This is a genomic window from Herbaspirillum sp. 1173, assembly GCF_031455335.1.
In the GTDB taxonomy this organism is placed as follows: domain Bacteria; phylum Pseudomonadota; class Gammaproteobacteria; order Burkholderiales; family Burkholderiaceae_D; genus Herbaspirillum; species Herbaspirillum huttiense.
The window spans coordinates 212,406-235,201 of sequence record NZ_JAVDSP010000002.1 but is presented as its reverse complement, the minus strand read 5'-3'; the positions used below and the strand labels follow the sequence as shown (position 1 = coordinate 235,201).

Annotated in this window: 23 protein-coding genes; 17 read left to right on the top strand and 6 right to left on the bottom strand. The window is 59.5% G+C overall.

Going from position 1 to position 22,796, the window contains the following annotated elements; genetic code table 11:
- Positions 1 to 255 precede the first annotated feature (255 nt).
- The gene (locus tag J2X56_RS09100) at positions 256 to 1,995 is read right to left on the bottom strand and encodes an IlvD/Edd family dehydratase (protein WP_121045155.1); all 1,740 of its coding nucleotides are present in this window, start codon (positions 1,993 to 1,995) and stop codon (positions 256 to 258) included.
- Between the two features lie 1,025 nt (positions 1,996 to 3,020).
- Between J2X56_RS09100 and J2X56_RS09095 the strand changes: the two genes are divergently transcribed.
- The 5 genes from J2X56_RS09095 (at position 3,021) to J2X56_RS09075 (ending at position 8,016) form a co-directional block, all read left to right on the top strand.
- Positions 3,021 to 4,004 (top strand): tripartite tricarboxylate transporter substrate binding protein, encoded by a 984-nt coding sequence (locus J2X56_RS09095; protein ID WP_209567300.1) that lies wholly within the window; start codon positions 3,021 to 3,023, stop codon positions 4,002 to 4,004.
- Positions 4,005 to 4,086: 82 nt separating this feature from the next.
- Positions 4,087 to 4,620: a tripartite tricarboxylate transporter TctB family protein gene (locus J2X56_RS09090; protein ID WP_209567299.1), complete on the top strand. Its 534-nt coding sequence runs from the start codon at positions 4,087 to 4,089 to the stop codon at positions 4,618 to 4,620.
- Between the two features lie 9 nt (positions 4,621 to 4,629).
- Positions 4,630 to 6,126, top strand: coding sequence for a tripartite tricarboxylate transporter permease (locus J2X56_RS09085; RefSeq protein ID WP_310159728.1), 1,497 nt, complete (start codon positions 4,630 to 4,632; stop codon positions 6,124 to 6,126).
- A 46-nt stretch (positions 6,127 to 6,172) separates the two neighbouring features.
- Positions 6,173 to 7,234, top strand: a complete 1,062-nt coding sequence (locus tag J2X56_RS09080; RefSeq protein ID WP_310159726.1) for an Ldh family oxidoreductase — start codon at positions 6,173 to 6,175, stop codon at positions 7,232 to 7,234.
- Positions 7,235 to 7,242: 8 nt separating this feature from the next.
- On the top strand, positions 7,243 to 8,016 hold the full coding sequence (locus J2X56_RS09075) for a FadR/GntR family transcriptional regulator (RefSeq protein ID WP_034334026.1): 774 nt from the start codon (positions 7,243 to 7,245) through the stop codon (positions 8,014 to 8,016).
- Here J2X56_RS09075 and J2X56_RS09070 read toward each other — a convergent pair.
- From J2X56_RS09070 to J2X56_RS09060, 3 genes are all read right to left on the bottom strand, one after another.
- Positions 8,004 to 8,561 carry a C40 family peptidase gene (locus J2X56_RS09070; protein WP_134137433.1) on the bottom strand — a complete coding sequence of 186 codons (558 nt, stop codon included), beginning with the start codon at positions 8,559 to 8,561 and terminating at the stop codon, positions 8,004 to 8,006. The genes J2X56_RS09075 and J2X56_RS09070 overlap by 13 nt on opposite strands.
- Positions 8,562 to 8,564: 3 nt before the next feature.
- Positions 8,565 to 9,767: an acetylornithine transaminase gene (locus tag J2X56_RS09065; RefSeq protein WP_034334028.1), complete on the bottom strand. Its 1,203-nt coding sequence runs from the start codon at positions 9,765 to 9,767 to the stop codon at positions 8,565 to 8,567.
- Between the two features lie 420 nt (positions 9,768 to 10,187).
- Positions 10,188 to 11,237 (bottom strand): CDP-6-deoxy-delta-3,4-glucoseen reductase, encoded by a 1,050-nt coding sequence (locus J2X56_RS09060; RefSeq protein WP_034334029.1) that lies wholly within the window; start codon positions 11,235 to 11,237, stop codon positions 10,188 to 10,190.
- 36 nt (positions 11,238 to 11,273) lie between these two features.
- Here J2X56_RS09060 and J2X56_RS09055 point away from each other — a divergent pair, with 36 nt between their 5' ends.
- From J2X56_RS09055 to J2X56_RS09030, 6 genes are all read left to right on the top strand, one after another.
- Positions 11,274 to 12,164 carry an NAD-dependent epimerase/dehydratase family protein gene (locus J2X56_RS09055; RefSeq protein ID WP_310159718.1) on the top strand — a complete coding sequence of 297 codons (891 nt, stop codon included), beginning with the start codon at positions 11,274 to 11,276 and terminating at the stop codon, positions 12,162 to 12,164.
- 215 nt (positions 12,165 to 12,379) lie between these two features.
- Positions 12,380 to 13,153 (top strand): ABC transporter ATP-binding protein, encoded by a 774-nt coding sequence (locus J2X56_RS09050; protein WP_310159716.1) that lies wholly within the window; start codon positions 12,380 to 12,382, stop codon positions 13,151 to 13,153.
- Positions 13,150 to 14,151, top strand: coding sequence for an ABC transporter substrate-binding protein (locus J2X56_RS09045; protein WP_121045135.1), 1,002 nt, complete (start codon positions 13,150 to 13,152; stop codon positions 14,149 to 14,151). The genes J2X56_RS09050 and J2X56_RS09045 overlap by 4 nt, the downstream gene beginning before the upstream one ends.
- 78 nt (positions 14,152 to 14,229) lie before the next feature.
- Positions 14,230 to 15,003: an ABC transporter permease gene (locus J2X56_RS09040; RefSeq protein ID WP_310159712.1), complete on the top strand. Its 774-nt coding sequence runs from the start codon at positions 14,230 to 14,232 to the stop codon at positions 15,001 to 15,003.
- Between the two features lie 13 nt (positions 15,004 to 15,016).
- Positions 15,017 to 15,808, top strand: a complete 792-nt coding sequence (locus J2X56_RS09035; RefSeq protein WP_310159710.1) for a transporter substrate-binding domain-containing protein — start codon at positions 15,017 to 15,019, stop codon at positions 15,806 to 15,808.
- A gap of 234 nt (positions 15,809 to 16,042) precedes the next feature.
- On the top strand, positions 16,043 to 16,312 hold the full coding sequence (locus tag J2X56_RS09030) for a hypothetical protein (RefSeq protein WP_034338578.1): 270 nt from the start codon (positions 16,043 to 16,045) through the stop codon (positions 16,310 to 16,312).
- Between the two features lie 530 nt (positions 16,313 to 16,842).
- On the opposite strand, the gene J2X56_RS09025 is transcribed toward J2X56_RS09030, so the two are convergent.
- A complete protein-coding gene (locus tag J2X56_RS09025; RefSeq protein ID WP_310159706.1) occupies positions 16,843 to 17,787 on the bottom strand; it encodes a hypothetical protein in 945 nt (314 codons plus the stop codon).
- Between the two features lie 208 nt (positions 17,788 to 17,995).
- Here J2X56_RS09025 and J2X56_RS09020 point away from each other — a divergent pair, with 208 nt between their 5' ends.
- The 6 genes from J2X56_RS09020 to J2X56_RS08995 all read left to right on the top strand — a co-directional run bounded on the left by J2X56_RS09020 (position 17,996) and on the right by J2X56_RS08995 (position 22,421).
- Complete coding sequence (locus J2X56_RS09020; RefSeq protein ID WP_310159704.1) at positions 17,996 to 18,529, top strand: hypothetical protein; 534 nt, start codon at positions 17,996 to 17,998, stop codon at positions 18,527 to 18,529.
- Positions 18,526 to 18,915, top strand: coding sequence for a hypothetical protein (locus J2X56_RS09015; RefSeq protein ID WP_310159702.1), 390 nt, complete (start codon positions 18,526 to 18,528; stop codon positions 18,913 to 18,915). Before J2X56_RS09020 ends, J2X56_RS09015 begins: the two co-directional genes overlap by 4 nt.
- The gene (locus J2X56_RS09010; RefSeq protein ID WP_310159699.1) at positions 18,912 to 19,751 is read left to right on the top strand and encodes an ImmA/IrrE family metallo-endopeptidase; all 840 of its coding nucleotides are present in this window, start codon (positions 18,912 to 18,914) and stop codon (positions 19,749 to 19,751) included. The genes J2X56_RS09015 and J2X56_RS09010 overlap by 4 nt, the downstream gene beginning before the upstream one ends.
- Positions 19,752 to 19,826: 75 nt before the next feature.
- Positions 19,827 to 21,209: a radical SAM protein gene (locus J2X56_RS09005; RefSeq protein WP_310159697.1), complete on the top strand. Its 1,383-nt coding sequence runs from the start codon at positions 19,827 to 19,829 to the stop codon at positions 21,207 to 21,209.
- A gap of 16 nt (positions 21,210 to 21,225) precedes the next feature.
- Positions 21,226 to 21,849, top strand: a complete 624-nt coding sequence (locus J2X56_RS09000) for a 3'-5' exonuclease (protein ID WP_310159695.1) — start codon at positions 21,226 to 21,228, stop codon at positions 21,847 to 21,849.
- Positions 21,849 to 22,421 (top strand): AAA family ATPase, encoded by a 573-nt coding sequence (locus J2X56_RS08995; protein ID WP_310159693.1) that lies wholly within the window; start codon positions 21,849 to 21,851, stop codon positions 22,419 to 22,421. Before J2X56_RS09000 ends, J2X56_RS08995 begins: the two co-directional genes overlap by 1 nt.
- Before the next feature lie 57 nt (positions 22,422 to 22,478).
- Here the strand turns inward: J2X56_RS08995 and J2X56_RS08990 are convergent, their stop codons facing one another.
- Positions 22,479 to 22,748, bottom strand: coding sequence for a hypothetical protein (locus J2X56_RS08990; protein WP_310159691.1), 270 nt, complete (start codon positions 22,746 to 22,748; stop codon positions 22,479 to 22,481).
- Positions 22,749 to 22,796: the final 48 nt, after the last annotated feature.

Genomic DNA, 22,796 nt, shown 5'->3' with positions numbered 1-22,796 from the left:
CTGATGCAACTACTTCCTGGAACACGGCCGCCGTTTGTGTGGCTGTACCGTGCTCCCGGGGGACGACGGATGCTGGTATTAAGCTGAATTTAATGCTGTTTGAATGACCCTTAACTTTTGCTTAATGCTGCTTGTTGAAGCCTGTGAAGCTTGTGATGCCTGATGCGTTGCTGCAGGTGGAATTCGGTCAAGCCAGTTGGCTTTGAAAATTTCTCCTGCCCTTGCCGCCGTTGCTGGGGGCAAGGGCAGGCCAGTTCAGTGATTGTCCTTGGGCACGTAAGGTCCGCTCTTGCCGACCAGGAAATCAAGGTCCGCGCCCTGGTTGGCCTGCTGCACGTGGTCCACATAGAGCTTGACCCAGCCGCGCTGCATCTGCGGCGGCAGCTCAGGCTTTTGCCATTGCGCACGGCGGCGCGCCAGTTCTTCATCTGACACATCCAGGTGCAGCTTGCGTGCCTCCACATCGAGTTCGATGAAGTCGCCGTTCTGCACCAGCGCCAGCGGCCCACCGGCGGCCGCTTCCGGCGAGACGTGCAGCACCACGGTGCCGTAGGCGGTCCCGCTCATGCGCGCATCCGAGACGCGCACCATATCCGTGATGCCTTTGCGCAGCACCTTCGGCGGCAGCGGCATGTTGCCCGCTTCGGCCATGCCGGGGTACCCCTTGGGACCGCAATTCTTGAGCACCAGCACGCAGGTTTCATCGACATCCAGGTTCTCGTCATCGATGCGCTTGTGCAGGTCGTCGCTGTTCTCGAAGACCACGGCACGGCCGCGATGCTTGAGCAGGGCAGGGGTGGCGGCCGATGGCTTGATGACGGCGCCGTCCGGGGCCAGGTTGCCCTTGAGGATGGCGATGCCGGCCGCTTCCTTGAAGGGCTGGTCGAAGCTGCGGATGACTTCCGGATTCCAGTTCGGCGCATCCTGGCAGTTCTCCCACAGGGTCTTGCCGTTGGCGGTCAGGGCGGTCTTGTCGATCACGCTTTCCAGTTGGCGGATCACCGCCGGCAGGCCGCCCGCATAGTAAAAATCTTCCATCAGGAATTTGCCCGAGGGCTGCAGGTCCAGCAGGCAGGGCAGTTGCTGGCCGATGTCGTCCCAATCCTTCAGGTCGAGCTGGATGCCGATGCGGCCGGCAATGGCCAGCAGGTGGATCACCGCATTGGTGGAACCGCCGATGGCGGCGTTGACGCGAATGGCATTTTCAAAAGCCTGGCGGGTGAGGATCTTGGAGAGCACCAGGTCTTCGTCCACCATCTGCACGATGCGCCGGCCGGCGTTGCGGGCCAGCACGTTGCGGCGCGCATCGACGGCCGGAATGGCGGCATTGTGCGGCAGGCCCACGCCCAATGCCTCGACCATGCTGGCCATGGTGGAAGCCGTGCCCATGGTCATGCAATGTCCGTGCGAGCGATGCATGCAGCTCTCGGCTTCAAAGAATTCTTCCTGCGTCATCTTGCCGGCGCGCACGTCTTCCGACATCTGCCATACGCCCGTACCGGAACCCAGTTCACGGCCACGGTATTTGCCCGAGAGCATCGGGCCGCCGGAGACGCCGATGGTCGGCACATCCACTGAAGCCGCGCCCATCAGCAGCGCCGGCGTGGTCTTGTCGCAGCCCATGAGCAGCACTACGCCATCGAGCGGATTGGCGCGGATCGACTCTTCCACATCCATGCTGGCCAGGTTGCGGTAGAGCATGGCGGTGGGGCGCAGCAGCGTCTCGCCCAGCGACATCACGGGGAACTCCAGCGGGAAACCGCCGGCTTCCCAGATGCCGATCTTGACCTGTTCGGCCAGGGCGCGGAAGTGCGAATTGCAGGGGGTCAGTTCGGAATAGGTATTGCAGATGCCGATCACCGGACGGCCATCGAACTGGTCGTGCGGGATGCCGCGGTTCTTCACCCAGGAGCGGTAGATGAAACCATCGCGGTCCTGGCGGCCAAACCAGGCCTGGCTGCGGCGGGTGGATTTTTTCTTGGTGTCGTCAGTCATTGTCGTTTCCCTGGCAAGGTGCGTGCGCAAGCGCGCACTGCGTCCCTTGCCCTGCTTCATGCGATCCATGTGCTGCCAGCCGGATGAGGCCGGCAGTGCCGTTCAATGCTTGCTGCCTGCGCGAACCTGGTCTTTGTCAAACTCAGGCGAGAGCGCGCGCGGCGACAGGATGACTGTCGCCCTGGTCAAAGAAATAGCGGGAAAAATCAATCAGCAGGAAGGCCAGCAGGGACCCGAAAGCGGAGCAGCGATGCAAGGCGCGGCGCGCACGCACGCTGGCAGCGGTAGCGGCGCAGCGCGTTTGCGCCCGGCCAACCGGCGTCCTGCGGTTCACATGCGATGCTGTGCCTGGATAAGCCAATGGGATGTCTCCGTTGCCTGGAGCCGCCGTGGCGGCTGGGTCTGTGCCGTCCGTTCTGCCCTGCGGCCTGCCCCGTCCCCGACGGTGGCGAAGCACGCTGAAGCGACGTGACTTGTGTAATTGGCTGCGAGTCTATTGCAGCCGGATTTGTTTGGTCAAGTGGTAATACCAGATCGCGAGAAAGCTTTTTGTCAGCATTGTGAGGCTGGCTTTTTGCGTCGCCGCTGCAACATGCAGTAAAACACACAGCCCGCCTGAAAGCCAGAGCTGGCAAGGCTTTGCGACGGGGTATTAATGCTGCATGGCACCAAGGATGAATTTTTTTGTTCCATTCGATTCATCCTTGACACTGCCTGGGTGATGTGAAATTCTAGCCTCCGCTGGTCAGACCACATGACCTCTGCGCGACTCATCCCAATGCGGGGGCGCGGCCAGCAGCATGATGCAGCCTCACCGGCCCGGTCCGGATTACAAGAACAAGCAGCAAGGCATGAGACCTGCGCAACAGAGACAACACAGGAGACCAGCGGGGGAAAATCTCTTCCGCATGGCCAATCACTCCGGCGCTCCCCGCAGGTCAGAGAAGCGGTAACGAAAGTCCTTTGCCAAAGCGTTAGCCGCACCCCATTGCGCGCAATGAGCGCAGATGACAACGGAGGAGACCATGCAGTTGACCCGCAGAACCTTGTTCAAGACCATCCTGGCCGCAGGCGCGGCCTGCACTGTCCTGGCCGCCCCCGCGGCCTTTGCCGCCTGGCCCGAACGTCCGGTCACGCTGATCGTGCCCTGGGGCGCCGGCGGCGGTACCGATGCCACGGCCCGCATCATCGGCGCCTTGCTGGAGAAGGACCTGGGCCAGCCGGTCAACGTGGTCAATCGCACCGGCGGCAATGGTGCGGTGGGCCACCAGGCCATCGCCAGTGCCACGCCGGATGGCTACACCATCGGCATCGCCACGGTGGAGATTTCGATGATGCATCACCAGGGCCTGACCAAGCTGACCCCGCGCGACCTCACGCCGCTGGCGCTGATGAACTTCGACCCGGCCGCGCTGACCGTGAGCAACGATTCGCCCTACAAGAACTTCGACGACCTGTTGAAGGCCATCAAGGCCAATCCGGGCAAGCTCAAGGCGTCCGGCACCGGGCAGGGCGGCATCTGGCACCTGGGCCTGGCCGGCATGTTGAATGACCTCAAGGTCGCGCCCAATGCGGTGCGCTTCGTGCCCTCCAACGGCGCTGCGCCGGCCATGGTGGACCTGGCCGCGGGCGGGGTGGACATCGTCGCAGCCTCGCTGCCGGAAGCCCGTTCGTTGATCGACGCAGGCAAGGCCATTCCACTGGTGATCATGGCCAATGAGCCGGCGGCGCTCTATCCCAAGGTGCCCACGCTCAAGAGCCTCACCGGCAGCACCTGGACCAACGGTGCCTGGCGCGGCATCGTCGGGCCCAAGGGCCTGCCGGCCGATGTGCAGGGCAAGCTCTCGGCCAGCCTCAAGAAGATCTATGACAGCAAGGAATACAAGGACTTCATGAGCGGACGCGGCTTCGGTACGCAATATGCCGATGCCGCCGAGTTCGGCAAGTTCATGGACAAGAGCGACGAGGACATGGGCGCCATCCTCAAGACCCTGGGTATGGCCAGGTAACAGGCATGGAGCAGGCGCATTGACCGCAATCGATGCGCCTGCCTCGCTCTTCTCATCGTGCTCATCGCTTCGGGACTGTCCCATGAAAATCAATGATGCCTTGTCCGGGCTGCTGATCGCTGTCCTTGCGGTCGTGCTCTGGATCGCTTCTTCCCGCCTGCCCGCGATGGGGCAGGATATCGGGCCCAACGTATTTCCGCAGGCGCTGGCCGGCGGGCTGATGATCTGCGCCGTGCTGCTGGTGCTGCGTGGCCTGCGCGGTTTGCGGCAGGCGCGCACTGTGCGCGGTGGACCTGCTTCGCGCATTGCCACGGTGGGGGCTGATGAGCAGGACTTGCGCTGGGTCACGCTGCCTGACTGGTTCCGCAGCGGCCATGCGGTGTTTTCCTTCCTGCTGATTCCGCTGTCGCTGGTGTTCTACATCGGGGTCTCGGAACCCTTGGGATTCCTGCCGACGGCCTTCGTGCTGCTGCTGGCGCTGTTCCTGACATTCCGCACCCGCGTGATGGTGGCCCTGCCGGTGGCGATGGCCAGTGCGCTGCTGATCCACACCATCTTTTACAAACTGCTCAAGGTGCCTTTGCCCTGGGGCATCCTCACGCCCCTGGCCTGGTAAGGAGACGACATGCTTGCCAACCTCTACGCCGCACTGGCGATGGTGTTTGATCCCTACGTGCTGGCGGTGATCCTCGGGTCTTCCATCTTCGGCCTCTTCATGGGAGCGGTGCCCGGCCTGTCCGCTACCATGGCGGTAGCGTTGCTGGTACCGGTGACCTTCTTCATGCCGCCGGTGCCTGCCATCGCAGCCATGGTCTCGGCCACGGCCATGGCGATCTTCTCGGGCGACATTCCCGGCTGCCTGCTGCGCATTCCCGGCACGCCTTCGTCGGCCGCCTATACCGATGAAGCCTATGCCATGACCATGAAAGGGCAGGGCGAGATTGCGCTGGGCGCCAGCCTGGTGTTCTCGGTCATCGGCGGATTGTTCGGTACCTTCGTACTGATTTTCTCGGCACCGGCACTGGCCGAGCTGGCGCTGAAATTCTCCTCCTTCGAATATTTCTGGCTGGTGCTGCTGGGCCTGACCTGCGCCATCTTCATCGCCTCCGACAATCCCTTGAAGGGCTTCGTCTCGCTGTTCCTGGGCATGTTCATCGCCTCCGTCGGCATGGGCAATCCGGCCGGTGCACCGCGCTTCACCTTCGATCAGCCCGACCTGCTGGGCGGGGTATCGCTGGTGCCGCTGATGGTCGGGATGTTCGCCATGTCCGAGGTGCTGCGCTTCGCGGTCTCGCGCGACTTCACCATGAAGGTTGCGGAAAGCCGCGTGGGCAACGTCTTCAAAGGCATGTGGGGGCTGATGCTCAAGTATCCGAAGTCGGTCTTGCGCGGCAGCGTCCTCGGTACCCTGGTCGGTGCACTGCCCGGCGCGGGCGCTGACATCGCGGCCTGGATGTCGTATGCGATGAGCAAGAAGATGTCGAAGGAGCCGGAGAAATTCGGCACCGGCCATCCGGAGGGCATCGTCGAATCGGGCGCGGCCAATAACTCGGCACTGGCCGGGGCCTGGATTCCGGCGCTGGTGTTCGGTATCCCGGGGGATTCGATCACCGCCATCGTCATCGGCGTGCTCTACATGAAAAACCTCAATCCGGGACCGATGATCTTCGTCGACAACCCGGTGTCGATGTACGCGATCTTCCTGGTCTTCATCCTGGCCAACCTGCTGATGCTGCCGCTGGGCTTCTGGTGCATCAAGATGGTCAAGCGCATCCTCTCCATCCCGCGCGGCATCCTGATGCCGCTGATCCTGCTGTTCTGTATCGTTGGCTCCTATGCGACCAACAACAGTGTCACCGACGTGGGCATCATGCTGGTGTTCGGTCTGCTGGCCTACGTGATGGAAGAGAACGGTTTCCCGGTGGCGCCGGCGGTGCTGGGCGTGGTGCTGGGCGGGATGCTGGAAGAACACTTCGTGACCTCGATGATCAAGTCCGACGGCCAGTTCCTGGCCTTCTTCGATCGCCCCATTGCCGGCACGCTGGGCGTGATCACGCTGCTGCTGTGGTTGTTGCCGCTGGTGCTCAAGCTGGTGCGCAGGAAGCCGCTGGCCTTGGCCTGAGGTGAAAAGATTTCAATCGATGATTCAAGCAAGGAAAGGTGGTTCCATGGCAATGCCCGAACGTTTCTCCGCTGACGCCCTGCGTCAGTTCGCATCCACTCTGTTGCAGCGTGCAGGCCTGGAGGCCGACAAGGCTGACAGCGTCGCCGCCACGTTGGTCGATGGCGACCTGCTGGGCCACGACACGCACGGGCTGGCGCTGCTGGCCCCCTACGTCAAGGAACTGGAAAAGGGCAGCATGGCCAAAACCGGCCAACCCGAGGTGCTCTCGGAGCGTGCCGCCGCGCTGGCCTGGGATGGCCGCCGCCTGCCGGGCCCGTGGCTGGTGCACCAGGGCATCGATGCCTTGATCCCCAAGGCGCGCGACTATGGCACCGCTTCGCTGACCATTCACCACAGCCATCACATCGCCTGCCTGGCCGCCTATCTGCTGCGTGCCACGCAAGAGGGCTTCATGATGATCCTGGCCAGCTCGGACCCTGCGGTGCAGAGCGTGGCCCCCTTCGGCGGTACGCAGGCGGTATTCACGCCCAATCCGATTGCAGCGGGTATTCCCACTTCCTGCACGCCCTTCCTGGTCGACATCTCGGCCTCCATCACCACCAACGGCATGAGCAATCGCCTGCACAAGGCCGGCAAGCAGTTCGAGGAAGAATGGCTCATCGATGGCGCCGGTCATCCCAGCCGCGATCCGGCCGTGCTCTCGGCCACGCCACCGGGCACCATCCTGCCATTGGGCGGGCTCTCGGCAGGGCACAAGGGCTTCGGGCTGGCCGTGCTGATCGAGGCGTTGACGGGCGGCCTGTCCGGTTTCGGGCGTGCCGATCCGGCAGCGGGCTGGGGGGCGACGGTGTTCATGTCGCTCTATGATCCGTCGGCCTTCGGCGGCGAGCAGGACTTCAAGCGCCAGATGGATCACATCGCGCAGGCCTGCCGCAGCAATCCGCCGCGCCCCGGCGTGGGCCAGGTGCGCATGCCCGGCGACCGTGGCATGCAGCGCCGCGCCGAGCAGCTGGCGCAAGGCGTGACCCTGCATCCGACCATTGCGCCCATGCTGCGTGAAGCCGGTGCCGCCTACGATCTGGAGTTTCCCGCGACCCTCGCCTGAGGACCATCATGCCCATCGAAGCGATCGAACCGCAGCGCTTGTATCGGCAGATCAGCGACCAGCTGCGCAAGCTGATCGTGGACGGAGAATTTGCCGTCGGTTCACGCCTGCCGTCCGAGCGTGAACTGTCGGTACAGCTGGGCGTGAGCCGTCCATCGTTGCGCGAAGCGCTCATTGCGCTGGAGGTGGAGGGCTACATCGAAGTGCGCATGGGCTCGGGCATCTATGTCTGCGCGCCGCCCATGCAGCGTGAACTGCGGCACGACCTGTCCGGCGAGGAAGGACCGCTGGAACTGATCCGTGCGCGCGAGATGATCGAAGGCGAAGTGGCCTATGCCGCCGCCCAGCATGGCAGCAAGCAGCAGATCGCTGCCGTCGAGGAAGCCTACTCGCTCATGATCGCGCATGCCGAAGCGGGCATCGATCCGCTGGAAGCCGATCGCCTCTTTCACATCCGCCTGGCCGAGGCCACCGGCAACAGCGTGCTGGTCGGGCTGGTGACGCAGCTCTTCGATGCCCGTCTGGGTCCGCTGTTCGAGCGCCTGCACAGCCACTTCGACGGCACCCGCGTCTGGCAGGAAGCCATCGAGGAGCACGGCCTCATCATGCAGGCCCTGCGCGAGCGCAATCCCGAGCAGGCGCGCGCGGCCATGCGGCGGCACATGGACATCGCCTTCACGCGCTACAGCGCCAATCTGATCCGGGAATACGGCAACCGCCAGCAGCAGGAGAGCGCGCCGCGCAAACGGCCCGCCCGCAAGACTTCGCTTCAGTTGAAGTAGGTGCGCGCCATTTCGAAGCGGCGCGAGAAATAGGGATTGTCCATGCGCGTGATGTGCACCTTGCCATTGGTGGAAGGTGCATGCACGAAGCGGCCATCGCCGAGATAGATGCCCACGTGCGAGAAGGGACGGTTCTGGGTGTTGAAGAACACCAGGTCGCCCGCGCGCAATTGCGAAGGATCGATCTGGCGGCCCTTGCGGGCGATGTCGGCGGCACTGCCGCTGATGCGGTAATTGGCGGCCTGGCCGAAGATGTAGCTGACCATGCCGCTGCAATCGAGACCCGCCGACGGATTCTTGCCACCGAAGCGGTAGCCGGTATCGATCAGCGAGAGCGCATAGAGCGCCACTTCATTGCCATTGTCGGTGGCCGGCAGCGCCGGTACCTGCGATTGCGGGGCACCGGGCAGCCGGGCGATGGGGGGCGCGGTCGGTGCCGTGCCGCAGGCGGCCAGCACCAGTGCCGCACATACTGCAGCCAGTGCCGACCGGGAAGAGGGCGCAGCGGCCCTGTGCGTCCATGCCATCCTTGCGCGCCCCGCCATCGCTTACTTCCCGATCTTGGCCAGGACGTCTTCCAGCATGGAGAACATCTGGTCGATCTCTTCCTTGGTCACGTTCAGGGCCGGCATGAAGCGCAGCAGGTTCGGGCGCGGCGAGTTCAGCAGCAGGCCCACCGGTTCCAGGTTGCGTGCGGCTTCGACGATCTGCGGACCGATGTCGCGGCCCAGTTGCAGGGCACGCAGCAGGCCTTCGCCACGCTCGCCTTCGAAACCATACTTCTCGGAGATTTCCAGCGAACGCTGACGCAGGTACTGGCCGCGCTCACGCACCGATTCCATGAAGCCGGGCTTGAGCAGTTCCTTGATCACGGCCACGCCCACGGCGGTCATCAGCGGGTTGCCGTTGTAGGTGCCGCCTTGTTCGCCGGCTTCGAAGCAGGCGATTTCTTCACGTGCCAGCAGGGCCGCCAGCGGCACGCCGCCGCCAATGCCCTTGGCCAGGGTCATGATGTCCGGTTCGATGCCGGAGTGCTGGTAGGCGAACAGCTGGCCGGTACGGCCCATGCCGGCCTGCACTTCGTCGACGATCAGCAGCAGGTTCTTTTCCTTGGTCAGGCGGCGCAGGCCTTGCATGAATTCCTTGGTCGCCGGGATGACGCCGCCTTCGCCCTGCACCGGCTCCAGCATCACGGCCACGGTGTGGCTGCCGATCAGCGCTTCGACGCTGGCCAGGTCATTCAGGATGGCCTTGGGGAAGCCCGGCACCTGCGGTGCGAACATGGTGTCCCAGCCATCCTTGCCGCTGGCCGACATGGTCGCCAGAGTACGGCCGTGGAAGCTGTGCTTGAAGGTGATGATCTCGAAGCGCGAGGAGCCATCGGCGGCCGGATTCTTCTTGCCCCACTTGCGGGCCAGCTTGATGGCGCCTTCGTTGGCTTCGGCACCGCTGTTGGCGAAGAACACGCGGTCGAACACCGAGTTGGCCGTCAGCAGCTCGGCCAGTTCCATGGAGGGCGCGTTGTAGAAGGCCGGCGACGGGTTGATCAGCTTCTTGCTCTGCGCGTTGAGGGCATCGGCGATACATTGCGGCGAGTGGCCCAGGGTGTTGACCGCCCAGCCTTGCAGGTAGTCGAGATAGCGCTTGCCGTTGTGGTCGGTCAGCCACATGCCATGGCCTTCGGTGAAGACCAGCTCGGGGCGGTTGGTGACATACATCAGCTTGTTGGTGTCGGACTGGTTCAATTGCATCGAGAGGCTCCTGCAAGAATAGGGTGGTTGGGAGGGTTGTGCAGACCGTTGCTGACACATGAGCACTAAGCGCTAGGCGGCAGGCGCACGACAGACCCAAAATGGCGAATAAAAAAAAGCCACAGGGTTTGCCTGTGGCTTCGCGATTCGTTTCACTTCACGCGCGCAGCAGCAAACCTTTCTCAGGTTGGCTGCGGCGTCGTAAGAATGTGGCGTTGGCGATCATGCGGTGAAGTTTAGGACGTTTTGCGCAGAGCGTCAAAAAGAAATTTCCCGCCGGAGCCGCTTGCAGGCGCATCGGGCGGGCCACCGTTGCAATTTCATCGCATCTCGCCGGGCCGCGCGGCATCAGGCTTGCGCGGCATCTTCGCAAATGTGCGTGACGCCGGCATGACAGCACCGACGCCCGCACCCGGCCCGTCAGGCGGCCGGCGTGTCCGACACGGCCTTGGCCAGGTCGGCTTCGGAAGTGAAGGAATCGGCATAGAACTCGTCTTCCGGCAGGCCGCATTCGGCGCTGAAATCGCGCTGTGCCGATTCCACCACGACCGGCGCGCCACAGGCGTAGACCTGATGGCCCGACAGGTCGGGGAAGTCTTCCATCACGGCGCGGTGGACGAAGCCGGTACGGCCGCTCCAGTTGTCCTCGGCCTGGGCATTCGAGACCACCGGCACGTACTTGAAGTTGGGCAGGTCCTGTTCCCACTGCTGGCACAGGGCGTTCATGTACAGGTCCTGCGGGCGGCGGCCGCCCCAGTACAGGGTCACCGGGCGCTTCGAGCCGGCATGTTCCAGTTGCTCGACGATGGCCTTGATGGGCGCAAAGCCGGTGCCGGAGGCCAAGAGGATGATGGGCTTGTCGGAATCCTCGCGCAGGAAGAAGGTACCCAGCGGGCCCTCGATGCGCAGGATGTCGCGCTCCTTCAGGGTGGTGAAGACCTGGTCGGTGAACAGGCCGCCCGGCAGGTGGCGGATGTGCAGGCTCATGTGCTCATCCTTGTGCGGGGCGGTGGCCATGCTGTAGCTGCGGCGCTTGCCGTCACGCAGCAGGAATTCCACGTACTGGCCGGCCTTGTACTGCAGGCGGTCGTTGGCCGGCAGCTGCAGCGAGAGGATGATGACGTCGTCGGCCACCTTGTCCAGCTTGGCCACGCGCACCGGCAGCTTGCGCACCGGGATCTCGCCCACGCCGGCCACTTCGCGTGCCTCGATGGTGACGTCGCTGTGCGGCTTGGCCACGCAGAACAGGGCATGGCCCAGTTGCTGCTCGTGCTCCGAGAGGGCGCGCACCTGGTGCGGACCGTGCTCGACCTCACCCGAGACCAGCTTGCCCTTGCAGGAGCCGCAGGCGCCGTTCTTGCAGCCGTAGGGCAGGCCGACACCGGCGCGGATGGCGGCGGTGAGGATGGATTCGCTGGCGTCGCAGGAGAATTGGCGACCGCTGGGCTGGACTGTGACTTGGAAACTCATACAATTCTGCTTCTGGATAAATTTGGATTGAACACCGTGAAAAAACTGGGCCTGCCCCGCGTACTGATCCTGGGCTGCGGCGATGTCGGCTTGCGGCTGGTGCCGCTGCTGCTGCCGCGCTACCGCGTACTGGCCGTGACCAGCAACCCCGGCCGCCGCGCCGAACTGCGCGCGGCCGGGGCCATTCCCATCGTGGCCAACCTGGACGCCCCCTTGACGCTGGGCCGCCTGGCGCGCCTGGCACCGACCATCGTGCATCTGGCGCCGCCGCAGTCCGAGGGCCGCATCGACCGCCGTACCCGCAATTTGGCCGCCATTTTACCCGAGGGCGCGCGCCTGGTTTACGTCAGTACCACCGGTGTCTACGGAGATTGCGCTGGCGCAAGTTTCGACGAGACCCGCAGCGTGCGTCCGCAGAACGCCCGCGCCGTGCGCCGGGTGGACGCCGAAACCGTACTGCGCGCCTGGGCCCGGCGTCGCCATGGCAAGCTCTCCATCCTGCGCGTGCCGGGCATCTACGCCGCCGACCGGCTGCCGCTGGAGCGCCTGCACAAGGGCCTGCCGGCGCTGGTGGCGCAGGAGGACGTGCATACCAACCACATCCACGCTGATGACCTGGCCCGCATCTGCCTGGCGGCGATGCGCCTGGGCGCGCCCAATCGCGTCTATCACGCTGTCGACGATACCGACCTCAAGATGGGCGACTACTTCGACGCCGTGGCCGATGCCGCCGGTCTTTCCCGTCCGCCGCGCCTGCCGCGCAGCGAGCTGGAACGCAGCGTCTCGCCGATGATGCTGTCCTTCATGTCGGAATCACGCCGCCTCCACAATGCGCGCATCAAGAATGAGCTGGGCGTGCGGCTGCGCTATCCCGATGTGCAGAGCCTGTTGGCCCAATGGCAGGCGCAAAGGCTGACGAAGGGCTGACGCCTTTATGCGTTTTGCCCACCTTTCTTATTCGAAATACGAATAAGCATACGATTTTTAAGTAGTTGTTTTGCATAGCCGGCCTCAGTACAGTGCATGCCTGACTCAATGGGGGAGGCTGGAGCAGCCTGTGAAGTTTCTGACCGGCGCGTGCGCCAGCACCGGCGCGCCTCTTCCGTTCCATCCATTCCACGCGCGGCCCGTCCGCGGACCACATGAAGCTATCTTTCAACAACGTCGCCAAGCGTTTCGGCGACCTGCACGTGATCGAGGAATTCACCCGCGAGATCGCCTCGGGTGAGCTGGTCGCGCTGGTCGGCCCCTCCGGCTGCGGCAAGTCGACCCTGCTGCACATGGCCGCCGGTCTGGAAAAAGCCAGCAGCGGCACCGTGTCCGCCGACGGCCAGGCCATTCGCGGACCGCATCCCGAGCGCACCCTGATGTTCCAGGAAAACGCGCTCTATCCCTGGCTGACGCTGCAGCAGAACGTGGCGCTGGCACTGGAATTCCAGAATGTCGACAAGAAGAAATCCGCCGACCAGGCCCGCGTCTGGCTGGAGAACGTCAAGCTCAAGGGTTTCGAAAATTATTATCCGCACCAGGTCTCGGGCGGCATGCGCCAGCGCGCGGCCCTGGCGCGCGCCTTCATCTCGCAACCCAAGGCGCTGCTGCTGGACGAGCCTTTCGGGGCGCTCGATGCGCTCACCCGCATGACCCTGCAGGATGCCCTGCGCGACCTGATCCGCCAGCAGGGCCCGACCGTGGTGCTGGTGACGCACGATGTGGACGAGGCGCTGTTCCTGGCCGACCGCATCTTCGTATTCAGCCCGCGTCCGGCCAAGGTCTTGAAGGAATTCAATCTCGTGCATCACGAAAAGACGCACGACCTGTCCGAATTTGCGGCCACCCGCCGCGAAATCCTTTGCCTGCTGGGCATCCACGCCGAGCAGGACGAATTTTCCAAAAACTTAGAAGGGGTAGGAGTATGACACTCGCACGCATTCTGGCACCGGCCATCACCGCCGCTGCCCTGGTTTTCTCCGGCAACGCCCTGGCCCTGGAAAAATTCAAGATCGGCTACCTGCGCGTCATGGACGATGCCCAGGCCATGGCCGCCTATGAAGCCGGCCTCTACAAGAAGTACGGCCTGGATGTGGAACTGATCGAATTCAAGTCCGGCACCGACCTGGTCAAGGCCATCGTCGGCGGCCAGCTCGACAGCGGCGTGTTCGGCTTCTCCAATGCCGTGGCCTGGGCCTCCAAGGGCGCGGACCTGAAGGTGGTCGGCGGTGCGCAGCTGGGCTATCACGCCCTGGTGGCGCGCGAGGATTCCGGCATCAACAAGGTGGCGGACCTCAAGGGCAAGACACTCGCTTCCCAAGCCGAAGGCAGTACCGCTGACACCGTGCTCAAGGGTGTGGTGCTGCGCGATGCGGGAATAAAACCCGATGACGTCAACGTGATGGGCGTCTCGCCCCAGGTGGCCGTGCAGTCGCTGGTGGGCAAGCGCGTCGATGCGGCCTTCCTGTTCGAGCCGCAGGCGCGCATTGCGCAACTGATCGCGCCGGTCAAGCAGGTCTATGAAATCGGCGAAGTCTGGCCCTTCCCCTGCATGGTCGTCATCACTTCCGGCGAGACCCTGAAGAAGAAACGCGATGCCGTCTGGAAGTCGCTGGATGCGCAACGCGACGCCATCACCCTGCTGCAGAAGAAGCCTGCCGAAGCCTCCAAGCTGATCGCCGGCTACTTCATCGCAGAACCGGTGTTGAAGACCCTGAAGCACGGCGAAGTATTGCGCGAGGACGTGATCCGCGACGCCATCAAGAGCCAGACCTTCACCCCCAAGATCAGCAAGAAGGATCAGGACCGCATGCAGGAAATCGCCGATATCCTGCAATCGCAAGGTTCGCTCAAGACCCGCGACGGCAAGCCCTTCGATGTGAATTCCATCACCGACCTGTCGTGGCAGAACGCGCGCAAGCTGTGATGCGGCACTGCGCCTGATCGATTTCCTTTTGTCTTCACCCTGGCCGGACCCTGTCCGGCCATTGTCTTTCCTGTCCTTATGAGCTCACAGCGTCGCGTTACCGGACTCCGCAAGAAACTGGCCATGCTGCTGGCCATCGTCTTCATCCTTTTGATGTGGCAGATCGCGGCCTGGTCGCTGCCGTCCTTCCTGATGCCGGGCGTGCCCGAGGTGGCCGCGCGGCTGGTGGAGGAAGTGCAGTCCGGCAGTTTCCGCACGGCCCTCTTCGGCAGTCTCTATCGCCTGGGCCTGGGCTATGGCTCGGCGCTGGTGCTGGGCATCGGGTTCGGCCTGATCGGGGCGGTGCTGTTCTTCTTCCGTGAAGTGCTGAAGTCGGCCATCGTGATCCTGCAATCGATTCCCTCGATTGCCTGGGTCCCGCTGTTCCTGATCCTGATGGGCTTCGGCAACCTGCCCATCGTGGTGGTGGTGGCCATCGCCGCGCTCTTCCCGGCCGCACTCTCGGTCATGAATGCCACCGAGAGCGTGCAGCAGGTGCATGTCTCGGCGGCCCGCGTGATGGGGGCCTCGCGCCTGTCCATGCTGCGCCGGGTGTACCTGCCGGCAGTGATGCCCGAACTCATCACCGGTGCCCAGCTGGCCTTCGGCAATGCCTGGCGCGCGTTGATCTCCGCAGAAATGCTGGTCGGTTTCGGCAAGGGCCTGGGCCGCACGCTGGCCTACTCGGGCGAGACGGCCGACATGATCGGCGTGATGGCCAACATCCTCACCATCGCCATCCTGGCCGCGCTGATCGACCAGGTGATCCTGGAGAACCTCAAGCATCGCCTGCTCAAGTACCAGTACGTCTGAAGCTATGCCCGCCATGCATACCCTCGTTCGCCTCGCCTTGTTGACATCGGCCTGCCTGTCCTTGGGGGCCGCCCAGGCTGGCGTGCTTGATGATGCGCGCCGCAGCGACACCGTGCGCATCGGGCTGGACCACGTGCCGCCGGTCTACAAGGGCGGCATGAAATTCCGTACCCCGGAAAACATCGCCATCGTGCCGGCCGAGGATCTCGCCGTGCAATGGAAGCTCAAGGCCGACCTCCAGCCCACTACGCAGGACCGCGCCGCATTGAAGGGCGTGCGTCCTGATGTCGTGCTCACGCGCATCGATGTCGCCCAGGCGGGCGCGGCCGACGTCATCATGGTTCCGACCGGCTACAGCGCCGGTGGCATGGCCATCATGCGCACCGATACCACCATCCGCAAATGGGAAGACCTGAAAGGCCGCACCGTCTGCGTCTCCGCCGGATCTCCCTATGTCGGCACCCTCAGCGCACGCTATGCCGCCATCGAGAAAGTGATGCCGGCCCCGGCCGATTCGTTGCTGGCCGTGCGCATCGGCCAGTGCGATGCTGCCGTGCATGACGACACGCTCATGAAGGCGCTGTTGAAGCTGCCCGAATGGAAAAAGTTTTCCGCGCAACTGCCGCCGGTGACGCGCCAGGCGCTGGTGCTGCAGGTACGCGGCAATGACCCGGCCGACCTGGCAGCCGCACGGCAACTGGCCGCGCGATGGAACGATGCGTTCTGGGACAAAGCCATCAAGAAGTGGGTCAACAACGTGGCCTTCGAGGTCTACCTCGACCAGAACGTACCGGATTGCCACTGAGGCCTCTTGCCGGCGTGGCAAGGAAGTTGCCACGCCGATATCGGGAAAGCCGGATTTGTTGACGACCGCGCAAGCCGCTCCGTACCGTCCGCACAAAAATCACCCCATTTCAGGATTTTCCCTGTGGCAGAGCGCTGCAATGGGCGTAACATAGTCGGCATTCGTTCCACTGGAAGGCGCATCCTGTCGCCGCCAGTCATCATTCCTCAGCCTTCGTTTCAAAGGGAGCCCATCATGGCCATGGACATTTCCTCTGCCGTCAACGGCGTCGTCTCCGACCCCAACGGCAATGCACCGACCACTGGCAAGGCCAACGATCCGGTGGCCGTGCGCCGCGCCGAAGAAGCCGCAGCCGCCTTGAAGGCCGAGCAGCGTCGCCTCGAAGAAATCCAGGCCGATGAAACCCGCGCCGAAAACGCACGCCAGGAACGCAATCGCCGCGAGCAAGCCTCGCGCAATGCGACCGGCGAGATCATCGGCACGACCGTCAATTCGGTAGCCTGATTCCTGCCTTGCCGGTGACGTGAATTGGCCGCGCATTGGCCAATGAGCGGCCAATTCCGGATTCTTAACCTGGATTCAACAAAGCCCGCAACGCCCGGTACAAGGGCGTTGCGGGCTTTGTCGTTGGTGCCGCTATGAGGTAGTACATGCCCAGCTTTTTTTAAAGAATGCCGAGATGCTGTCGTTTCTTTAGTGCTGCTCCGGAGATCGGAGCCAGCAGAAGACCCTGTTGTTTTCTTTTCTAGATGAATATTCCCCACTGAAGAGTCATCTGATATTTTGATCTGGTGAGATCGCTCAGATTGGAAAAGGAAGCAGCGGTCGAAATAGCCGCTGATTCCAGGAGGCAACTAGCTAATTTGCCCCACCCATTCTGATATTGCTCTCACAACCACTTCTCCTTTCTAAGGGGCACACTTTTTCCTAGATTGTTTCCGCTAAAATTTCTAGCTGCAGTTGGTTTCCATATTTAGACGCAGCAGAAACCAATGCCTAGAGCGAGGCGGAACAACAATTTTGCGCAGTCATATTTAGGCGCTTTTGCGATCTACCAAAATCCTATCCAAGGCTTCAAACCAAGAGCGAGTATGTACGATTCGAGCACGATGGGCCTTGGCGTCGAGGATTTCTGCTTTACTCAACTGCGAAATACTTTCCCACGATGCCATGGGGAGGACGTATGTGGCGTTGTTAACGTGCGGACTTTCAAGAACGCAAACTGCCCTCCGAACAAAGCCAAATACGGTATAGCCATCGAAACCACCAAGCCCGATGGCTACGAAGTCTGGTTGCTTAGACCCCACCGCTGCGAGACGAGCAAATAAAACACTCTGATTGCCTGTTGGAGCGCGTTCCACCATCTTTTCAAGGGCAGGGAGCGCAGATTGCCAAGGATTCTTTCCTGGTGGTAGTAATTGCCAGTTCATTCGGCGAACAGGAGCGGAGACCCAGTTAGTCAGGTCCTTACCTAAAATCTCAAATCCGCCTACTGTTTCACGAAGCATGTTCGCTGTGTTGGTTGCCACTGCCACAGTGTGATCGTCTTTTACGAATGCCCCGCTCGCCACAACAAAAAATTTGCCGTCATCACGAGCCCTAATCTCCAACTCCACAGCATATGGCGCTACGTGCGTCCGCGGATAACGCTGGTACGGTACATCGACTACTTTCGAGATCTCTTCAGTGCTGTTGCGCCCAACAAACTGCGTCCAGTGCCATACCACCTGGCGATAGGCTGTTTCCATCTCCTGATCCCGATGCACAATGTCAAAACCTTCCGCATTGCGACGCGATGCTGGGCCTTTACGTCCTATCGGCAGCAGCCGACTACCGGGCGTGAGAGGCGTGCCAAATCCCAAATCTTTAATTCGCGCTTTGTTCTCAGAGGTGATTTCGGCACCCAGTACATAGAGCTCCCCTGTTTGCAGGTGGTTAAGGTACTTGGTGATATTTCGTGTTTTTCTGTTAATCTGCATATTGTCTTTCCTCTCAATTGTTTGAGCGAATGGGGTTCGCTTTCAAAGAGAAGGACTACTAAATACGGCGGGATGGACGCCGACCATAAAAAAATATTCTTTTATTCTCGACGTCCATAAGACGACGTTGGGGAGTCTTTGGAGGGCGAGGCGGATGTCTGCGGTTCCGGGGAGCGAAAATCGGCTATCAAAAGCCCAAATTGAGTCCGTGTTGGTAGCATTCAGCGCTGCCGAATGGCAACGCGCAAATCTAATTTCCAGACGTTTTTGCGAAGGCGTCACCGGCTGGGAACCAAGTGATTTGCTGCAAGAGGCGTTGAAGAGTTTCCTGGGGGGAAATCGAGTTTGGCCTGCAGATTTGCCGCCTCTCGTGGTGCTTAAGACCGCAATGCATAGCATCTCAAGTAACGCTAGAAAGCATAATCAGGCGAGTCCAATCGATGGCAACGTTGTTTTAGATCCTGTAGCGTTATCAGCTGATGCTGGAGTTTCTCCAATTCATGGGCGAGTAGATGCTACTCCTGAGTCGACTCTGGCGGCTAAGGAACAAATGGTCGCAATTTACGCTGCTTTAGGTTGTGACGAAGAATTGGAGTTGCTGGTTATGGCGTGGGCAGATGGAATCCGAGGCGCTGAGGCAATGCAAGAATTGGGATGGGATGCGAAGAGACATGACGCCGTCCGCAATCGCCTCGTCCGAAGATTAAAGGCAATGAACCCAGATGGGGGAGCCTCAAAATGAATAAGAAACTCAACGAATTTGATAACTTCATCGATAGTTTGGTCGATGAATTAATGGCGATGTCTGATGACGAAGTCTTGGACGGTGAAAATCCTGAGGCTGTCCGGAGCGAAGGGCTCCGACTGCTTAGTGCGGCCAAGATACAAGTAGGAAAGGCTCGGTTGGCAGCAGCTAGAAGTGGCGTTGCAGCTTCTAGGGCGCCTTTAGCGTCAGTCTATGCTGCCGTTTCCGTTTCCGAAGCGCGCAAATTCCTTGCCAATGCGCGCAATGATAGTCGATATACGTTCGCAGCACGAAATCTTGGCGAGCTAACTGACGATGAAGTACTTAGCCTCTACGCAAAACTCAAGAGTCTTGAGGGGAAAAATTCGGAGGGTCATAATTGACTACCGTCGGCGCCCGCGCTGAGGCCTTAATCACAGACTTCGGTATCACTGAACCGAAGGACATTGATGTTGAAGCGCTTGCGTATGCATCGGGACTCGAGGTTGCGTATGAACAGCTCCAGGGATGTGAGGCCACCCTCGTTGGATTTCAAGACCACGGTATTGCGACGATTAACCCATGCGGCATCAGAGGTCGCGAGCGATTCTCCATTGCTCATGAGCTAGGCCATTGGCAACTGCATCGAGGGAGGTCTTTTCAGTGTCGCGTGGACGAACAAAGTGTCACATTGGCTTCTGAGCGGAGTCTGGAGAAGGAGGCCGACACTTTCGCCTCCCATCTCCTTCTTCCAGGTTCTATCTTTAGACCAAGAATGGCGGTCGTTAGGCAACCAGGCTTTAAGCAGATAAGGGAAGCTGCCAGTGAGTTTGAGACGAGTAATTTGGCGACAGCGCTTCGCTTAGTAAATATGGACTTCCTTCCGGTCATGATTGCGCTGTACGACCGTAATGGAAGACGCTGGAGTATTCCATCGGCACATGTTCCGCGTAGATGGACGCTGAAGCAAATGTTGGACGAGGATACTTTTGCGTACGATTTGGTATTTGGGGGCAAAGAAAAGCCCGGCGGGGGGAAACAATCCGCCGATGCATGGTTTGAAAATGATGATGCTGGTAGATATGAAGTGCACGAGGAGTGCGTTGCACATTTCAATGGTTCAGCCATCGTCCTTCTGTATCTTGAGACAGATATGATGGAAGCTAAATCTGATTGGAATGTAGGGCGAAAATACGGTGCTGATGGCAGTTTTATACCTCGACGAGCTCCTCGGTCTTAATAATCTTAAATAAACGTAAAAGTTCCGCGATTGCGGGCGTTGCTCTTGTTAGAAAGCTGTCGTGAAGGCGACAGCATGCGCGAACCTCAACAAATGAAGAAGAAAATTTTCCTAACTCACAATGCGTGTCTCAATGCTAGTTACGACCTTAATGTACTTAACGCGGGATTCGTGAAGGCTGGCCACGTCATAGTTAATACCCCAGAAGAGGCTGATGAAATTATCTTTTCAGGCTGCTCTGTACGAGAAATGTGGGTTAAAGATGCTGTTAGCCAAATCGACGCCATGCATCTTCGCGCTCCGTCAGCAAAAATTACAGTAACTGGGTGCGTAGCTAACGCCAGTGCGGACAGCGTTAGAAGTATGACGAATACAAAAGATCTAAGATTTCTATCTCACAGAGAAATCCTAACCAATAACACGGGTCTGGACTTTGATGAGGTTGATTTGACCACGGAACAAGACTCAAGTCTCAACTATGAAGGAGCCGACATAGGTCTGGCAGCAATCCGGCAACGTGTGGGGCCGGAGAAGGCTGCGGAAGTTGCACGCTTACAAGAGATTGATCGAGAATTTGGTACCGAGTTGGAGCGCCTGTACAAACGTACGACCAAGGGATTTGTGTTCTATAACGAAGAGCTCGGAGCAGTCCTCATCACCGTCACTAGAAGCTGCCTATATAAATGTAGCTTCTGCAATATCCCCAAAGGGCGTGGTGAATTTTCATCTGTGCCTTTAGAAGCCATTCTGAAAAAAGCTACAGAAGCGATTGATCGCGGCATACGGCATTTAATCCTTGTTGGAGACGAGATTGGCAACTATGGGGTAGACACCAAATCAGGGCCAAGATTTTCGGACCTACTACTCTCACTTACGTCTCTACATCCGGATCTGCGACTGTCAATCAGATATATTGAACCAAAACCATTCTTGAAACACGCTACTTTGCTTAAAGAATTGTCGCGGCAGGGGAAATTAGAGCTGTTGTATGTTTCTCTTCAAAGTGGTTCGCAACGTGTTTTAACTGAGATGAACAGAGGTTATAACATTGAAAAAGTCGCAAGCGCTTACGCGGCGTTCATAGAGCAAACAGATACCGTTTTCTATTGCAATTGGATGGTCGGTTTCCCTGGAGAGACCGAACAAGATTTTTTGCAGACTCTATCACTTGTCAAGCGCCTTAATCTTCATATCAACGTCGCGATTCCATTCTCCGCTAGACCGGGCACGCCAGCTGCAGACATGGATTTCCAAGTGGATGAAGCAACAATCAATGCTAGGGTGGATATTCTTACGAACGTCATCGCTGAAATGAAGGCTAAGACATTCGAGATGAAAATGCATTTCGTCGAAGATGGCAGACGCCTGCCGATTCTGAGCGATATTCGTGAAGGTGAAAAACGCCGCTACGAAGATAGGCAACAGCGCACAATCATGCTCCGGAAAAGCAACGACTAATCCTGAATAGATAGTCATGACAACATCAGTTAAAACCCATTGGTCCCAACTAGCATTTGTCGCTGTGGACGTCGAAGGAAGTGGGCACAACCCACATGAAATCATCGAGCTCGCCGTGGTGCCAATTCGTTTGAGCTCCATACATCTAGATGAAGCAAAACAATGGCTCATATGTCCGACCAAACCAGTGACTCCACAAGCAACGGCTATCCACGGCATCACAAATGAGGATCTGGCCGGTCAGCCTACCTTTGCGGAGTTGACACCCAGAATTAAAGACGCTCTTGGGCAAGAGATTCTTATTGGTCACTATGTTCAAGTCGATCAGCAGCTTATTCAGGCACAGCTTCCACAGTGGCGGCCAGCACTCTCACTAGATACCATCAAGCTGGCCAAAGCTGTTGCCCCCAATTTGCAGAGCTATTCACTTGCAGCCTTAATTACGGAATTCGGTATCACAAATTTGCCATCTGGCCAGCCACATCGAGCTATGTTTGATGCCATTGCTGCCGGTAGGCTGTTCTTAGTATTAGCTCAACGCTTAGATCAGGATGGGTGTCTGACACTCGGAAAACTAGCTGAACTTGGCGCAAACTCAAATAATCATTTTTTTTCTGATGCACAAGGGGGATTGTTTTAATGGCCCATTACATTGGCATTGCGGGGACGCATTCAACAGGCAAGACGACCTTTACCCAACTGCTGACAGAGAAAGCTTTGGAAGCAGGCCTCACCGTCACACGTGTAGGCGACATCGCTACAGAATGCCAAAAAGAGGGCTTCGGCATCCTCAAAAATCATACGTTTGAAAGCACTCTCTGGATTATGACGGCCGTTATTAATGCGGAACTCAAGGCTGGTCTTCGACACGATCTAGTGATTGTTGATCGACCAGTCCAAGATGCCTTGGGATATCTAGAAGCGGCTCTTTCTTCAACAGATCGCCAACTTTCATCCTGCGATCGTGAATATCTCTATGGATTGGCTCGGCTACATTTGCCACGATATATAGCAAACTTTAAAACCGTGCTCGACGACAACATCGCACTTGGGCCGAACCGCGACGAGGACCGTGAATTCCGTACGTTAGTCGATCGAACTATCTCGCAGGTCCACAATGAACTGGACATCAATGCCCTTCAACTCACTGACGAGGAAGCCACTCTCCTAGTTGGAAAGATCTCCCGATCGCTATCCCGCGCTTCTGACTGACCGTACCCCACAATTAGTTTCGGTCTAGCTCGCTAGAGTTCGAATAGGTGGAATGATCTATGGATCAATTTTCACTTCATGCATCTCAATTGCAGAATCAATGATTCTCCACCCAATCTTCGTTTTCTCAATGAGTTCCGCACAAGTTGGCACTTGTTGGTTGCGACGTTTGTATGCACGCGATAAAGCTAGATTGATTTTCTCGATTTCCGCATCGGCTTTCTTGATGTGGCGAGCCAAAATCCTTTCGTCGTTTAAGAAGTCACCGTGCAGTTGTGCACGCTTATCGATTAGCCATTGCAAAGAAGAATGTTTGCGGATCGCCATGCCACGATCATAGGTGCTCCACGCCTATTCGGCGCGCGCAGGTACTAC